Genomic DNA, 15,486 nt, shown 5'->3' with positions numbered 1-15,486 from the left:
TCTATTTCAGCAAAGCCTTGATCTCATTGAGTTTCATTAGTGCTTCCACCGGTGTTAGCTGGTTAATATCGATGGCATTGAGTTTCTCGCGGATGCTTTCAAAAGTTTCTGTGTGTGCATCAAAGATGCTGAGCTGCACTTTGGGCACCGATGCGTTTTGCACTGCTTCTTTCACAACGTTGTTACCTGCTTCTTCGCGCACATGGGCTTTCTCCAGTTGCTCCATAATGGCATTGGCCCGCTTAATCAATGGTGCCGGCATGCCCGCCATTTTGGCTACCTGTATACCAAAGCTATGCGTGCTGCCGCCTGCTGCCATTTTGCGCAGGAAGATGATTTTATTGTTTAGCTCCTTGTGGGTGATATGGTAGTTCTTTACACGGGGTAAATGTTCTTCCAGTTCGTTTAGTTCATGGTAGTGGGTCGCGAACAAGGTCTTGGGTGCGGTATCGCTGTTGTGTATGAATTCCACCATACTCCAGGCAATGGAAATACCATCGTAAGTAGCTGTGCCTCTTCCAATTTCATCCAACAATATCAAACTGCGCTCACTCATATTATTGATGATGCTCGCGGTCTCATTCATTTCTACCATGAAAGTGGATTCGCCTCCGCTTAAATTATCGGATGCACCTACACGGGTAAAGATTTTATCTGTTAATGGGATTAAGGCTTCTGTTGCCGGCACAAAGGATCCCATGTGCGCCATGAGGGTAATAATGGCCGTCTGTCTTAACAAAGCACTCTTACCACTCATGTTGGGGCCTGTTAAAATAATGATCTGTTGTCCCTGGTTGTCCAGTACAATATCATTGGCAATATAGGGTTGATCGGCCGGTAGTTTTTGTTCAATCACCGGATGTCTGCCTTCCTTGATGTTCAGCTCCAAACCTGCATGTACATGGGGTTTGCGGTAATTGAAAAGCAAGGCGTTTTCTGCAAAGCAGGCCAGGCAATCCAATATAGCTACAATATTGCCATTGGTTTGTATCGGTGCAATATATGCCTGTAAGTCTTGTATCAACTGGTTGTACAATGCCTGTTCTATCGCCAGTATCCGGTCTTCAGCTCCCATGATTTTTTCTTCATAGGTTTTCAGTTCCGGAGTGATGTAACGCTCTGCATTGGTCAGTGTCTGTTTGCGAATCCAGTCTGCAGGCACTTTGTTCTTGTGTGCATTGGTTACTTCTAAATAATACCCAAACACATTGTTGAAGCTGATTTTTAAAGAACTGATGCCTGTTCTCTCTGCTTCTCTTTCTTGAATATTTACGAGGAATTCTTTTCCGCCATTGGCGATATTTCTCAGCTCATCCAGTTCGGCATTTACACCTGCTGCAATTACGCCACCCTTGGTAATCAACACAGCAGGGTTCTCCTGAATTTCTCTTTCTATTCTTTCCTGCATTTTTTTGCAGGGATCAATCTGCTGCGCGAGTCTTTGCAAATAAGGGTTGTTGCAACTGGCCAATAGCGACTGTATCATTTCAGTCTGTGCCAATCCCCTCGATAACTGTACGACTTCTCTTGGGCCTATTTTTTGCAGGGCGATTTTACTCACCAGTCTCTCAATATCGCCGCAGGCTTTCATGGCCCCTAACAGTGGCTGCCTGGTTTCAGGGTTTAAGATCAACCATTCCACACCGTTCAGTCTCTCCTGTATAGCGGCTTCCTGTTTTAAAGGGAAGACCATCCATCGTTTGAGCAAGCGTGCGCCCATGGGGCTTACCGTATGATCCAAAACCTGTAACAAAGAATGATGCCCTTCCGCGTGGGTAGGTAAGAGTTCTAAGTTGCGTATGGTGAAGCGATCCATCCATAAAAAGTCTTCTCTTTCTATGCGCTGCAATCGGGTAATATGTTGCAGGTTCGGATGTTCGGTGTCTTTTAAATAATGGAGGATGGCACTGGCTGCAATGATCGCTTCCGGCATGTCTTCCATCCCAAATCCCTTCAGGGAATGGGTATTGAAATGTTTGAGCAAAGAGGCTTCTGCAAAGCCCTGCTCAAATATCCATCGCTCTAATGTGTAGGTATAAAAACGGGTGCCGTATTGTTCCTTGAATTTCTTTAAATAAGCCCTGTCGAATATTACTTCTGCGGGTTGCAGACTCTGTAAAAGCTTGTCAATGTATTCTTCGTTACCTGCTGCGCCGAAAAATTCTCCGGTCGAAATATCCAATAAAGCAATGCCCGTTTTTTTGTCAGCATAGTGCACAGCGGCTAAGAAATTATTGCTGTTGTTCTCCAGTAATTTATCACTGGTGGCTACGCCTGGTGTTACCATTTCGGTAACGCCTCTTTTTACAATTCCCTTTACGGTCTTGGGATCTTCCAGCTGATCGCATACGGCAACGCGGTGACCGGCTTTTACCAGTTTGTGTAAATAGGTTTCCAGTGAGTGGTGCGGAAATCCGGCCAGTTCGCTGGATGCCGCAGCCCCATTGTTTCTGCGGGTCAAGGTAATGCCCAGCACTTTCGACGCTACAATGGCGTCTTCTCCAAAAGTTTCATAAAAATCACCTACCCTGAATAACAAAACAGCATCGGGATATTTTTGCTTAATAGCCCGATGCTGCTGCATCAATGGGGTATCGTTGCCTGCTTTTGCCATGGCAACAAATATAATGATACCCGTAGTATATTTTTTGCCCTATCTTCTAACAGCAGGTCTGGCTGCTGGCAATGGTTTTCTGGGCAGTTTGGCATCACGCTGTGCGGTGTGGTACACAAAGCTGGCAACGATGGTGGCCATTTGCTTCAAGTCGTCTTCAATCAAATGGTCGTACACATCCATATTGCTATGGTGGGTGCGGGTGTCGTATTCAATCGGATCCTGAATAAACTGGAATCCGGGTAAGCCTACGCCATCAAATGACTGGTGATCAGTTCCGCCTGTATTGTTGATGGTTACGGTTCCTGCGCCCAAATCTTTAAAAGGCGTTAACCAGGCTTTGAAAATATCGCGGCAAGCTTCGTTGCCCTGTAAATAAATGCCTCTGATTTTTCCAGTTCCATTGTCAATATTGTAATAGGCTGAAAACTTCTCGTGCTCTGGTAAAAGCTTCATATCGGCCGGATCGGCAAAAGTCTTTTTTACATAGCCTCTGGAACCCCAAAGACCCTGCTCTTCTGCACTCCATAAGCCAATGCGAATGGTACGCTTGGTAGAAATATTCAGGGCTTTTAAAATGCGCATTACTTCCATCATTACCGCTGAACCGGATGCGTTATCGGTTGCTCCAGTTCCTGCCTGCCAGGAATCCAGGTGTGCACCAATCATTACGATTTCATTTTTCAACACAGGGTCGGTTCCGGGAATTTCTCCAATTACATTGTATCCCTGTAAATCCTTGGTATGGAATTTTGTTTTTACTTCTACATCCAGTTTTACCGGTGTGCCTGTTTTGGCAATACGCAATAAACTGTTGAAGTCTTCCAGGCCAAGCGCAATGTCTAAGAAGTTTTCAGGAGCCGTGCCCTGGTATGCGCCACCACCTTGTGCAAACACGGTGCCGTCATGGCTTCTGGTGCCTCCACTGCTAAGTAATGCTACTGCACCTTCAGCCTTTGCCATCTCTTTTAAAATAGCCATCATACGGGCTGCACCACCACCGCGTTGTGCGGCCATGGCCTGCATTTGTCTTCTTTGTGCCGCTGTGTCAACGGGTCTTGCAGGTGCAAGGGTTGCAGCTTCCATCTTCGCTAATTCTTCATCGGTATATCTTACTGCATCGGCTTTAAAACTGTGCTTGTAATGGGTTAGCTGATCCAGCATGATTACTTTACCTTTTAGCTGGCCTGCATATTTCTGTAATTCTGTACTGTCTTTGGCGCTGATCACCAATACTTCTGCAGACTGCAATTTTTTATTTCCTGCTGTCCAGGTCTTCGGATAAATCATGATGGGTTTATAATAGGGAGCAGTCATGGCCATATAGGATTTCTCTAATTCCCAGCCCTTACCAAATTCTCCCCAGGCATCCAGTTCTGCTTTTTCTACGCCCCATCCCTTTAGGGCATTGATGGCATAGTTGGCTGCGCGATTATAACCGGGGGAATTGGCCAGTCGCGGGCCACTCATATCGGTCAGGTTAAAGACAATGTCCATTACTTTAGAATTCTCTAATCCTTCTTTGCGAATGCGATTGATGACCGCCTGATCCACAGGCTCGGTCTGGGCCATGGCCATAATAGGGGCGGCCATTGCCACAAGCAGGGAATGCTTTACAAATTTTCTCATATGATTTTGTTTAATTCGAGTCTGTTAATGTAGTTTTTTTCTGCAACAAACGGGCAAGGATTTTATGAGTGGATGAGTAGTACCTTTGCCGGATGCGCAAATGGTCTATGCAGGAATTAGGGCGTAAATCGGTAGAAGATTTTAAGCAAGCCGATAAAACGCCGTTGGTAGTGGTGCTCGATAATATTCGCAGCATGCACAATGTGGGCTCGGTCTTTCGTTCGGCCGATGCTTTCTTAATTGAGAAAATGGTGCTTTGCGGCTATACGCCTCGTCCGCCGCACAGGGATATTCATAAAACGGCCCTGGGGGCTACAGAAACCGTTACCTGGGAATACGCCGAAACCACGGTGGAAGCGGTTCAATCCCTTCAGAACAATGGCTATAAAGTATATGCCATTGAACAGGCCGAAGGGGCAGTGTTCCTGCACGAGTTTAATCCGGGTAACGAAAAGATAGCCATTGTAATGGGCAATGAAGTAGAAGGGGTTTCCGATGAAGTGCTCGACATCTGTGATGGTTGTATTGAAATTCCGCAACTGGGTTCCAAGCATTCGCTGAACATTTCAGTGGCTGCGGGCATTATATTATGGGCCTTGACAGAGAAAACCATTTTCCATCAACCCTAATTTTGTGGTGCCCTATTTTGATGATGTATTAAATACTGTGTATTGAAGCCGATAAAGAATTACCTCAGCCTCGTTAAATTTTCGCATACCATTTTTGCCATGCCTTTTGCATTCATTGGTTTTTTTCTGGCCATACCGCAGGCTTCTGCTTCAGGTGGATGTGTTATTATGCCTGGCACCATGTCTGGTTTGTTGTCGCCTATTTTGTTGCAGAAATTTGCATTGGTATTGGTTTGTATGGTTACGGCCCGCAATGCGGCCATGGCATTTAACCGCTATCTCGATCGTCATTTTGATGCATTGAATCCGCGTACGGCCATTCGTGAAATTCCTGCAGGTATATTGTCAGCGGAATCGGCTTTGCGTTTTGTCATCGGGAATAGCATTGTCTTTGTACTCGCTACCTGGTTCATTAATCCGCTTTGTTTTTATCTCTCTTTTGTGGCTTTGTTTGTGGTGTTGTTTTATAGTTATACCAAACGTTTCACGGCTTTGTGTCATCTGGTGTTAGGGGTGGGATTATCACTGGCTCCCATTGGGGCCTACCTCGCGGTTACGGGCAGCTTTGCTTTGTTGCCGCTGCTTTTTTCTTTTGCCGTGATTTTCTGGGTGAGTGGATTCGATATTATTTATGCATTACAGGATGCAGACTTTGATAAAGCGAATCAACTGAATTCCATTCCTGCTGCATTGGGGAAAGCCAATGCGTTGAGGGTGTCTCGTTTATTCCATGTGGCCAGTGCTTTGTGCGTTAGTATTGCGGGAGTGTATGGTGGGTTTCACTGGTTGTATTTTGTGGGTTACGGGGTTTTTGTGGGCATGCTGATTTATCAGCAAAGCCTGGTAAAACCCAATGACCTGAGCAAAGTGAACCTGGCTTTCATGACGGCCAACGGAATTGCTTCTGTGGTATTTGCTATCTTCGTAATCTCAGCGCTGTTCCTGCAATATGGCTGGTAGGAGTTGACCCTATGTTGATGGTCCAGTATTGTCGGCGATTGTAATCCATTTATAATAAATTGTTGATGGCAAGAATTCTTTGTATTGATTATGGCGGAAAGCGAACCGGACTTGCGGTGACCGATCCTTTGCAGATTATTGCCACGGCTTTAACCACGATTCCTACCAAGGAACTGATTCCTTTTTTAAAAAACTATATCGCCACCGAACCGGTTGAATTGATCCTGATAGGAGAGCCCCTGAATTTAGACGATAGTCCTACGCATGCCACTCCGCTGGTGCAGCAGGCGATCAAACTTTTACAAAAACTTTTCCATCCATTCCGGTGCAGACTGTAGATGAGCGCTACAGCTCCAAAATGGCCGTGAGAGCCATGATAGACATGGGTATGAAGAAAAAAGACCGTCGCGAAAAAGGCAATATTGATCAGATTGCCGCTACTATTTTGTTGCAGGAATACCTGCAAAACCGTTAATGACCTGCTGATGCTTTGTGGGTTCGGGCTTTAGGGGTACTTTTGCAGCTATCTAATTTAATTTTTTCTATGATTCTTCCTATTGTAGCGTATGGTGCGCCGGTGTTGCGAAAAATAGCTCAACCCATTTCTGCTGATTATCCTGAATTGTCTAAATTAATTGAAGACATGTGGGAAACCATGTATTCCAGTAAAGGGGTGGGACTGGCCGCGCCTCAGATCAACCGCGATATTCGTTTGTTTGTGGTTGACTCTGAACAGATTTTCGAAAACCTGGAAGAAGACGAAAAAGGAAGATACAATGATGCGCCCGGTATCAAGAAAGTATTTATTAATGCACAGGTGGAAGCGATTCATGGCGAAGAGTGGGCCTACAACGAAGGTTGCTTAAGCATTCCTAAAATCCGCGAAGACATCATGCGCGGTGAATCGGTTACCATGACTTATTACGACGAAAACTTCAAGCAGTTTCGTTCTACTTTCTCCGGCATTACAGCCCGTGTTATTCTGCACGAATACGATCATATTGAAGGAAAACTCTTCATTGATTACCTGAAGCCTTTGCGTAAGAAAATGTTGCAGAGTAAGCTGAACGATATCAGTAAGGGAAAAATTAAAGTGGATTACAAAATGAGTTTTGCCAAATGAGGCATGCATCCTTAATGAATTGGGGGCTTGTGCGTCGTCGTTGCGCTGTTGTGACGCTTCTGTTTTGTCTATTGTCTTTTAAGCGGATACAGGCGCAGGACAGCACCATGATCATCGACGAGAAGCGGTTTACGCTTTCGGAAGTAGTAGTGCGCAATAACCTTGACTATAAAATGTTGCTCGAACGCATTAAGGCCGATACCAGTTTCTACAAAGCTTTCAAAACCTTACGCATCCTGGGTTTTAGCAGTTACAACAATATCCAGATGACGGATAAAAAAGGAAAAGTGGTGGCTTCCATGCAAAGCAAAACCCGTCAGAACCACGATGGCAAGTGTCGCACCATGGATGTGTTGGAGGAAACCGTTACCGGTGATTTTTACGATGGTTCCGGAGACTACAATTATACCACCCCTGAACTCTATGCCAGTTTGTTTTTTACCAAGGGAACCATTTGCGGTGAAACCAATGTGGTAGGCGGGCAGCGTAAAGGCAAAGGCGGAAAGAGAGGCATTGAAAAGCACAAAGAGCAATTAAAAATGTTGTTCTTTAATCCGGGTAAGAAAATTTCCGGAATCCCTTTTATTGGAGACAAGCTGGATCTCTATGATGAATCTGCACACAAGTATTATCAATACCGCTTAGACATTGAAGAATACAAGGGAGAACTTTGCTATGTTTTCTCCATCATGCCCAAAGACGATTTGGGTTTTTTCAAGAACGATCGAATTGTGGTTGACCAGATGGTTACCTGGTTCAATATGAAAACCATGAATGTAATGGGCCGTAATTATTCGCTTAGTTACAAAGCCGGTGTTTACGATTTTGATGTGAGCATGGAAGTGGAAATGGTGAACCTGGGCAATAATATCATTGTACCCAAAACCCTTCGCTACAAAGGCAACTGGGACGTAATCTTCAAGAAAAGAGAGCGGGCTATTTTTACCGCTACCTTGTTCGATTTTAAAAAGCCTTAATCAATCCTGATCCCCAACCTTTGGGGATTACTATAAACAAACAAGCACCCCGAAGGGTGCTTGATGTAAGGCAAGGATTAAATTTGTTGAAAGTCTTATAAACCCAACTTTCTGCCTTGAAGGGTACGGGTTTTCTTGTCACTCTTGGTAACATCGGTGAGTTTAACCACCAGCTTCACATCGGCTACACTGCCATTGGTTACACCGGCAGCGGCTCTGTAAATATTTTTATCATAGGGAATTTCTACGGTTCCGTTGTCCCAGTTGTTACCTGCTACCACAAACTTGTCTTCGCCTTCTGCCGGAACAAATAAAAAGCTGTTACCGTTCTCAAAGCTTACGCGTAGTCCGTTTAAATCGGCTGATTCAATGATGCCGGGGGTATAAGCAGGGATGATGATTTCGTTGATGAGCTTGCCATTGATGAATCGTACACTTCCGGAAGCTACTTCTGCCTTGGCACTGTCCAGTGCGCGGGTAAGAATCAATTTCTGGTCAATGTAAAATTGAACTCGCTTCACGTCTACATTGTAGGCCATGAGCTTCATTTGCAATTCGCGTGAGAAAGGCACATATTGACTTTTGTCAATAGACGCTGCATTGCTGGGCGGAGCATATGAATTGTTTGTGGCAGGGTTGTTCTGTGGAGTGCTGCTCTTTAAATAGCCTTTAGAGCTGCTGCTGCTTTTTCCGCCGGCACAGCTGGTGAACAGCCCTAATCCCACCAAAACAATGCCTGTTAATAAACGAGACATATCTTTTTTTTTAAGTTCAGAAAATAAAATGCAATTCGCTTCGTTTTAAGTACGGATAGTAGGGGGGTGGAACGTAATCTTAAAACAATTCAACTTCTAAGTTCTATCTATTTTCTGAATTTTCAGCATTCTAATCTATACCCTTTTCAGAAGGCATCCTTTGCTTGGCTTCGTTTTTAATATCCAATAATCCAATTTAATTGCCTGTCAATCATTTGGTTGTGTTTGTTTACTTAAAATTAAGGTTGATCGGCAATTTCACATTTTTACCAAATCCTTCTTATTAAAAAATCACAAGTAGTTGGTATGCCCATTCCTGCTTCATTCCGTTATTTCACTTCATTTCCTGCGTAAATACCTACACTTTTGAATTTTTTTTGTCGGCTATTTTGCTACTAAAAATAGCTTATGCGTTTATTGGATCGGCTCTATCAATACCTGGAACACCAGAACATCAGTGCCTATGCTTTTGAACATGCCTGCGACCTCAGCAATGGGTATCTCGGCAAGCAGAAGAAAGGGAAGGGTACGATGGGTTCAGAAGTATTGTTGAAAATTCAGGCCTGTTTTCCCGAGTTGAACATTCACTGGTTGCTAACAGGTAAAGGAAGAATGCTGCGGCAATCCCTGCCTTATCTTGCCGAAGGCGATCCGGAGATGGAAGTGGTGCAGCTTTTGCAGGAGCGAATTTCATTGTTGGAAAAATCGCTGAAGGATAAAAATGAGTTGATCCATCTGCTCAAAAAAAAGCGCCCCGATAAAAACCGGAGCGCTCTGTCTATTTAATTTGTTGCCACCTTAGTTTTAATAAGGGGTTGCGTTTGTATTAAGCGTTTTCCTCTGCATAACTTGAAACCGGTTCACAGGTACAGATTAAGTTTCTGTCTCCGTGTGTATTGTTTACCCTTGCTACACTTGGCCAGAATTTGTTCAGGGTTACATAATACAATGGGAAAGCTGCTTCCTGTCTGGTGTAAGGACGGGTCCATTCGTCTGCACATACCACAGCTTGTGTATGCGGTGCATTCTTCAATGGATTGTTGGCCTTATCTGCTTTACCAGATTCGATGTCTTTGATTTCACCGTGAATGGCAATCAATGCATCACAGAAGCGATCCAGTTCTGCCTTGTCTTCACTTTCTGTTGGTTCAATCATGATGGTTCCTGCTACAGGGAAACTCATAGTTGGTGCGTGGAAACCATAGTCAATCAAACGCTTGGCTACGTCTTCTGCTTCTACTCCTGCAGACTGTTTAAAGGGTCTCAGGTCTACAATGAATTCGTGTGCACAGGTTCCGTTTTTACCGGTGTATAGAATGGGGTAATGCTTCTCTAATCTAGCCTTCATGTAGTTGGCATTCAGGATGGCGTACTCTGTACTCATTCTGATACCATCTGCTCCCAGCATTTTAATGTATGCATAGCTGATTAGTAATATGCTGGCTGAACCAAATGGGGCGGCACTTACTTCCAAACCTGATTTTGCATAACCGGTTAAATGACCTGGTAAGAAGGGAGCCAGTTTATCGTTTACACAGATAGGTCCCATGCCAGGGCCGCCACCACCGTGTGGGATAGCAAAGGTCTTGTGTAAGTTCAGGTGACATACATCCGCGCCTATCATGCCCGGACTGGTTAAGCCAACCTGTGCATTCATATTGGCTCCGTCCATATAAACCAATCCACCGTTCTCGTGAATGATGGCACAAATTTCCTTGATGGTTTCTTCGAACACACCGTGGGTAGATGGATAAGTTACCATCAAGCCACCTAAATTATCCTTGTGCTGTTCTGCTTTTGCTTTTAAGTCGGCTACATCAATGTTTCCGGCTTCGTCACATTTTACTACCACCACTTTAAAGCCCGCCATTACAGCACTGGCAGGGTTGGTACCGTGTGCACTAATTGGAATTAATACAATATTTCTATGTGCTTCGTTTCTGCTCTTATGGTATTCTCTGATGGTTAACAAACCTGCATACTCGCCCTGTGCACCACTGTTGGGTTGTAAGCTACAAGCGGTGAAGCCGGTAACTGCACACAAGTAATCATTTAGCTCTTTTAGAATCTGCTGGTATCCTTCGGTTTGGTTTACCGGTACAAAAGGATGCAATCCACCGAATTCAGGCCAGCTTACCGGAATCATTTCCGTTGCTGCATTCAGTTTCATGGTGCAGGATCCTAAGCTGATCATGCTGGTATTCAAAGAAAGATCTTTGTTTTCCAAAGACTTGATGTAACGCATCATCTGGCTTTCGCTGTGATGGGTATTGAATACAGGGTGCGTTAAGTAAGCGCTGGTTCTTTGTAATGAAGCAGGTATTGCTGTTCCGCTTTCTACTGGTGCAATAGTACCTGCAGATTTCCCTGTTACTCCTTCAAATACTTTTACCAATGCCTGTACATCTGCAAGGGTTGTGGTTTCATCAACACTGATACCAATGGTACCGTTGGCAAAATAACGCAGGTTGATTGCTGCTTTTTCTGCTGCTGCTTTTACTGCAGTTGCATCAGCGCCACTGATATGTAAAGTGTCAAAAAAGTTAGCGTTGTTTTGTTGCAGACCCAATTCAGTCAAGGCTTTGGACACTGTTTGTGCCAATGCATGTACTCTGCCTGCAATGTTCTTTAATCCCTGAGGACCATGGTACACTGCATACATGGCAGCCATATTGGCCAGCAATGCCTGAGCGGTACAAATATTAGATGTTGCTTTTTCGCGTTTGATATGCTGCTCTCTGGTTTGCAATGCCATCCTTAATGCACGGTTACCCTGTGCATCTATACTTACTCCAATCAATCTGCCTGGCATGCCTCTTTTAAAATCGTCGCTGGTAGCAAAAAAGGCAGCGTGCGGTCCGCCGTATCCCATGGGTACACCAAAACGTTGTGCTGAACCTACGGCAACATCGGCGCCTAATTCACCGGGAGAAGTTAATACCGTTAATGCAAGCAAATCCGTGGCCATGATTACATAGGCATTGGCTGCGTGAACGCCGTCAATGAATCCTTTGTAGTCTTCTACAGAACCATTGTCTGCAGGGTATTGTAAAAGCGCACCGAAATAGCTTTCATCGATGGTTGTGGCTTTGTAGTCGCCAAATACCAATTCAACATTGATGGGTTCTGCGCGGGTAATTAATACCTGCTTGGTTTGTGGGAATACATTGTTGTCTACAAACAATTTCGGTTTGGTGATATTGTCTGTTTTATTGGCCAGGTGGAACAACATCGCCATGGCTTCTGCAGCCGCTGTGGCTTCGTCTAACAGAGAGGCGTTGGCCATGGGTAGTCCGGTTAAATCGGATACCATGGTCTGGTAATTCAATAAGCTTTCCAAACGGCCCTGAGAAATCTCTGCCTGGTACGGGGTGTACTGTGTGTACCATCCCGGATTTTCAAAAATATTACGCAGGATCACACTTGGGGTAATGGTGCCATAATAGCCTTGTCCAATAAAGTTTTTGTACAATTTATTTTTAGCAGCCACTTTCTTCAACTCGCTCAGGTACTCAAATTCGCCAATGGCAGGCGGTACATTCAGGTCGCCCTTGATGCGGATACTATCGGGTACGGTTTTGCTGATTAACGACTCAATACTCGGTTCGTTAATGGTGGCCAACATAGCTTTCAGATCACCAGGATTAGGTCCTATATGTCTGCGTTGAAATTCGGTGGATTGTTGCTGGAATAAATTCATACAGAAACGGGTCTTTTTTGAGCCGCAAAGGTACAAAGTTCAGAGAGGAAATTAACTGCTTTGTTGAGGGATTGGAGTATTTTTACAGCGTTGTGATTAATTTCTTAATATGTTTAACCCATACCCGTGGAAGATATCTTGATTAATTGGGAGAAAAAGTCGGCCGAGCACCAGAAAAACTACCAGCAATACCTTAAGAAAGCCAATAAAAACAAGGTCTTGAAGGTATTACCCGATTTGCATGAAGCGGCATTTGAAAAAGTAAATTGTTTGGAATGCGCCAATTGCTGCAAGAATTATTCACCTCGGTTTAAAATGCCTGATATTAAAAGAATCAGCAAAGTGTTGGGCATGAAGGAAACCGCTTTCATAGATCAATACCTGCAAATGGACAATGAAGGAGATTATGTAGTGAAGTCTACACCCTGTCCTTTTCTGGGGTCAGATAATTTCTGTAGTATCTACGACCATCGGCCATCGGATTGTGCGCGCTTTCCCTATACAGACGAAGATGTATTGTTGAAAAGACCTCAGATTACTTTAAAGAATTCCAGCTTTTGTCCGGCTGTTTACTATGTGCTGGAAAACCTGATGGTGGTAGCTAAATAAAGGGATTAATATTTCATTTTGCGAAGGGCAGGGGCTTTGAACCAGGTAGCGATTACTACCAGTATGGTCATGGATCCTCCGAAAATAACGGACGGAATAACCCCCATAATTTTAGCTGCCAGTCCGCTTTCGAATTGTCCCAGTTCGTTGCTGCTGTTAATGAACATCGAGTTCACACTCATTACTCTGCCCCGCATATGATCCGGGGTTTTCATTTGTACAATGGTGCCGCGAATAATTACACTAATTCCATCCAGAATTCCGCTCATTAAAAGGGCAAAGAAAGACAGCCAGAATAGTTTGGATAAACCAAATACAATGATGCAGGCCCCAAATCCACCCACGGCCCACAATAAAATTTTACCCTGATTGGTTTTCAGTGGAAAAAGGGTAGACCATACGATTATACAGATGGCGCCTATATCGGTGGCTGCGTTCAACCAGCCAAATCCAATGGGTCCTACTGCCAGAATATCCCTTGCAAATACCGGAACCATGGCCACTGCGCCTCCAAAGAATACGGCAAATAAATCTAAGGATAGGGCGCCCAGTACTTCCTTGGTTTTAAATACAAATCGTAGTCCTTCCTTTACACTTTCCCAGCCTGTTTTTTCTCCTTTTTTATTCAGCGCTGGTTTGGCTTTTAGTTGGTAAAGAAATAAAAATCCGGTTGCAACAAATGCAATGATGATGCTGAGTGCGCCTGTATTACCGATGCCGGCAATTAAAAATCCTGCAGTAGCATGTCCACTTACAGAAGCAGATAACCAGATGCCCTGGTTCCAGGTTGTGGCACTTTGCAACTGTTGTTTGGGTACAATGGCTGCCAGCATGGTGCCAAAGAGGGGGCCGGTAAAAGCCCGGATGATGCCGGTACAAAAAATAACTCCATAGATGCAGAAGGCAATCCAGTTTTCGCCTAGTTTGGTTAAGGAGATTTGGGTGCTTAACAGAAGCAGGGTTAACGCAGAAAGAAAATAAAATCCAATGCCTCTTAACAGCAGTTTTCTTTTTTCACTGATATCAATCACATAACCCGCATACAGTGCCAGTGATACAGCCGGAATGACTTCGGCAAGTCCAATCAACCCAATGGCAAAAGGATCATTGGTTAATTCATAGATCCACCAACCTGTTACGGTTCCCAGCATCCTGAGCCCCATGATGAATAAAAAGCGACCTGCTAATAAATGCCTGAATTCGCGAATGCGCAACACTTCAAAAGAAGGATGATTTTTGAGTGTGTTGGTGCTGGCCATTTTTTATTGAGATGGTTGAGTGTGGGTTTCTCCTGGTGGTTGGTCTAGGGTAGTGTAAAATAATGTTGTCCCTGGTCTAAATCTTTTTCCAGTGCATCCAATATAATATTCACGTGTGCCTCGTTGTTGATGAAGTCTGCATTGCTGGCGTCTACAAATATGGTTTTGATATTGTGCTGCTTTATATAATGCGTATAAGTTTCCTGAATATTAAATAGGTATTCGTCGGGGATGCTCTGTTCGTAAGGACGATTTCTCTTCTTTATATTCTGCTGCAATTTATTTACAGGCGCATGTAGATATATGAGCACATCCGGAAACATTAATTGCTGATGAATAATGTCGAATAGTTTTTGATAGAGCCGGAATTCCTCTTCGGGTAAATTTACTTTTGCAAACAAAAGACATTTGGTAAACAGATAGTCCGAAATGGTTACTGTTTGAAACAATTCCTTGGTATGCACCAGGTCCTTCAATTGTTTGTATCGTTCGGCCATAAAGAACAATTCCAGCGGAAATGCATACTGAGCCGGATTGTCATAAAACTTAGACAGAAATGGATTGTCTGCAAATTCTTCTAGTATAATCCGCGCATTGAGTTTTTGCGCCAGTATATTGGTCAATGTGGTTTTTCCTGCTCCTATATTCCCCTCTATCGTTATAAATTGATGCTTCATGAATTTGCTCCTGAAGGGCAAATTTAGTTTTCGCGGGTATGCTTAGTCTATTTTTTTTTGCACATCGCTGTCGTCGGTACAGACTTGCAGCAATTCGGTGGCTGTTTTCTGCAATACCGGATGCAATAGTTCGGGAGCAATTTCAGCCAATGGAGCCAGGACAAAGCGCCTTTCGGTCATGGCCGGATGCGGAATTTGCAGTAGGGCTGTTTCCATTACAAGCTGGTCTATCTGCAAGATATCCAGGTCTATAATGCGGGGGCCAAGTTTTACGGTTCTGATTCTGCCCATTTTGGCTTCGATCTTCAGCAGGGTTTGCATGAGTTCTTCCGGATTCAGTTCCGTTTGTATCCATAAAGCCTGATTAATAAAGGAAGGCTGATTGGTATAGCCCCAGGGAGCGGTTTCATAGAAAGCAGACTGTTTAACAATCTGGCCGCATTCTTGTTGTATATAATGAACGGCTGTAGACAGCTGTTCTGTTTTGTTTCCTAAATTACTGCCGATTAATAAATAGGCATTCTGCATAGTTGGTAGTATAGTGGGCATCAAAT

13 protein-coding genes and 1 pseudogene are annotated in these 15,486 nt (G+C 44.1%); 7 read left to right on the top strand and 7 right to left on the bottom strand.

What is annotated here, in order from left to right:
• Position 1 precedes the first annotated feature (1 nt).
• Both mutS and F777_RS0110945 read right to left on the bottom strand, forming a co-directional pair.
• Positions 2-2,614 (bottom strand): DNA mismatch repair protein MutS, encoded by a 2,613-nt coding sequence (gene mutS / locus F777_RS0110950; RefSeq protein WP_026752082.1) that lies wholly within the window; start codon positions 2,612-2,614, stop codon positions 2-4.
• A 39-nt stretch (positions 2,615-2,653) separates the two neighbouring features.
• Positions 2,654-4,243, bottom strand: coding sequence for a M28 family metallopeptidase (locus F777_RS0110945; protein ID WP_026752081.1), 1,590 nt, complete (start codon positions 4,241-4,243; stop codon positions 2,654-2,656).
• A gap of 92 nt (positions 4,244-4,335) precedes the next feature.
• Here F777_RS0110945 and F777_RS0110940 point away from each other — a divergent pair, with 92 nt between their 5' ends.
• The 5 genes and pseudogenes from F777_RS0110940 (at position 4,336) to F777_RS0110920 (ending at position 7,932) form a co-directional block, all read left to right on the top strand.
• Positions 4,336-4,872 carry an RNA methyltransferase gene (locus F777_RS0110940; RefSeq protein ID WP_026752080.1) on the top strand — a complete coding sequence of 179 codons (537 nt, stop codon included), beginning with the start codon at positions 4,336-4,338 and terminating at the stop codon, positions 4,870-4,872.
• Positions 4,873-4,971: 99 nt separating this feature from the next.
• A complete protein-coding gene (locus tag F777_RS0110935; protein WP_235785942.1) occupies positions 4,972-5,832 on the top strand; it encodes a 4-hydroxybenzoate octaprenyltransferase in 861 nt (286 codons plus the stop codon).
• Positions 5,833-5,897: 65 nt separating this feature from the next.
• A pseudogene (gene ruvX / locus F777_RS16525) lies at positions 5,898-6,307 on the top strand (Holliday junction resolvase RuvX).
• Positions 6,308-6,376: 69 nt separating this feature from the next.
• Positions 6,377-6,955, top strand: coding sequence for a peptide deformylase (gene def / locus F777_RS0110925; protein WP_026752078.1), 579 nt, complete (start codon positions 6,377-6,379; stop codon positions 6,953-6,955).
• Positions 6,952-7,932 (top strand): hypothetical protein, encoded by a 981-nt coding sequence (locus F777_RS0110920; protein WP_235785939.1) that lies wholly within the window; start codon positions 6,952-6,954, stop codon positions 7,930-7,932. The genes def and F777_RS0110920 overlap by 4 nt, the downstream gene beginning before the upstream one ends.
• Before the next feature lie 95 nt (positions 7,933-8,027).
• Here F777_RS0110920 and F777_RS0110915 read toward each other — a convergent pair whose 3' ends face one another.
• Positions 8,028-8,687, bottom strand: coding sequence for a hypothetical protein (locus F777_RS0110915; protein WP_026752076.1), 660 nt, complete (start codon positions 8,685-8,687; stop codon positions 8,028-8,030).
• Positions 8,688-9,095: 408 nt separating this feature from the next.
• Here F777_RS0110915 and F777_RS17360 point away from each other — a divergent pair, with 408 nt between their 5' ends.
• On the top strand, positions 9,096-9,473 hold the full coding sequence (locus tag F777_RS17360; RefSeq protein WP_026752075.1) for a hypothetical protein: 378 nt from the start codon (positions 9,096-9,098) through the stop codon (positions 9,471-9,473).
• A 40-nt stretch (positions 9,474-9,513) separates the two neighbouring features.
• Here the strand turns inward: F777_RS17360 and gcvP are convergent, their stop codons facing one another.
• Complete coding sequence (gene gcvP / locus F777_RS0110905; protein WP_026752074.1) at positions 9,514-12,387, bottom strand: aminomethyl-transferring glycine dehydrogenase; 2,874 nt, start codon at positions 12,385-12,387, stop codon at positions 9,514-9,516.
• A gap of 126 nt (positions 12,388-12,513) precedes the next feature.
• Here gcvP and F777_RS0110900 point away from each other — a divergent pair, with 126 nt between their 5' ends.
• Positions 12,514-12,996, top strand: a complete 483-nt coding sequence (locus tag F777_RS0110900; protein WP_026752073.1) for a YkgJ family cysteine cluster protein — start codon at positions 12,514-12,516, stop codon at positions 12,994-12,996.
• 5 nt (positions 12,997-13,001) lie between these two features.
• On the opposite strand, the gene F777_RS0110895 is transcribed toward F777_RS0110900, so the two are convergent.
• From F777_RS0110895 to folK, 3 genes are read right to left on the bottom strand one after another with little or no spacing between them, the layout of a single operon-like run.
• Positions 13,002-14,255: an MFS transporter gene (locus tag F777_RS0110895; protein ID WP_051408565.1), complete on the bottom strand. Its 1,254-nt coding sequence runs from the start codon at positions 14,253-14,255 to the stop codon at positions 13,002-13,004.
• 44 nt (positions 14,256-14,299) lie between these two features.
• Positions 14,300-14,932, bottom strand: a complete 633-nt coding sequence (locus tag F777_RS0110890; RefSeq protein ID WP_026752071.1) for a deoxynucleoside kinase — start codon at positions 14,930-14,932, stop codon at positions 14,300-14,302.
• Between the two features lie 42 nt (positions 14,933-14,974).
• Positions 14,975-15,481, bottom strand: a complete 507-nt coding sequence (gene folK, locus F777_RS0110885) for a 2-amino-4-hydroxy-6-hydroxymethyldihydropteridine diphosphokinase (protein ID WP_235785938.1) — start codon at positions 15,479-15,481, stop codon at positions 14,975-14,977.
• Positions 15,482-15,486 lie beyond the last annotated feature (5 nt).

This window comes from Sediminibacterium sp. C3, assembly GCF_000508085.1.
In the GTDB taxonomy this organism is placed as follows: Bacteria; Bacteroidota; Bacteroidia; order Chitinophagales; family Chitinophagaceae; genus Sediminibacterium.
This window is presented reverse-complemented; position numbering and strand designations above follow the sequence as displayed.

What these genes read in the sequence shown, in the direction of transcription:
- mutS (WP_026752082.1), bottom strand. Translation starts at nt 2,614, where the DNA reads ATGGCAAAAGCAGGCAACGATACCCCATTGATGCAGCAGCATCGGGCT.
- F777_RS0110945 (WP_026752081.1), bottom strand. Translation starts at nt 4,243, where the DNA reads ATGAGAAAATTTGTAAAGCATTCCCTGCTTGTGGCAATGGCCGCCCCT.
- F777_RS0110940 (WP_026752080.1), top strand. Translation starts at nt 4,336, where the DNA reads ATGCGCAAATGGTCTATGCAGGAATTAGGGCGTAAATCGGTAGAAGAT.
- F777_RS0110935 (WP_235785942.1), top strand. Translation starts at nt 4,972, where the DNA reads ATGCCTTTTGCATTCATTGGTTTTTTTCTGGCCATACCGCAGGCTTCT.
- def (WP_026752078.1), top strand. Translation starts at nt 6,377, where the DNA reads ATGATTCTTCCTATTGTAGCGTATGGTGCGCCGGTGTTGCGAAAAATA.
- F777_RS0110920 (WP_235785939.1), top strand. Translation starts at nt 6,952, where the DNA reads ATGAGGCATGCATCCTTAATGAATTGGGGGCTTGTGCGTCGTCGTTGC.
- F777_RS0110915 (WP_026752076.1), bottom strand. Translation starts at nt 8,687, where the DNA reads ATGTCTCGTTTATTAACAGGCATTGTTTTGGTGGGATTAGGGCTGTTC.
- F777_RS17360 (WP_026752075.1), top strand. Translation starts at nt 9,096, where the DNA reads ATGCGTTTATTGGATCGGCTCTATCAATACCTGGAACACCAGAACATC.
- gcvP (WP_026752074.1), bottom strand. Translation starts at nt 12,387, where the DNA reads ATGAATTTATTCCAGCAACAATCCACCGAATTTCAACGCAGACATATA.
- F777_RS0110895 (WP_051408565.1), bottom strand. Translation starts at nt 14,255, where the DNA reads ATGGCCAGCACCAACACACTCAAAAATCATCCTTCTTTTGAAGTGTTG.
- F777_RS0110890 (WP_026752071.1), bottom strand. Translation starts at nt 14,932, where the DNA reads ATGAAGCATCAATTTATAACGATAGAGGGGAATATAGGAGCAGGAAAA.
- folK (WP_235785938.1), bottom strand. Translation starts at nt 15,481, where the DNA reads ATGCCCACTATACTACCAACTATGCAGAATGCCTATTTATTAATCGGC.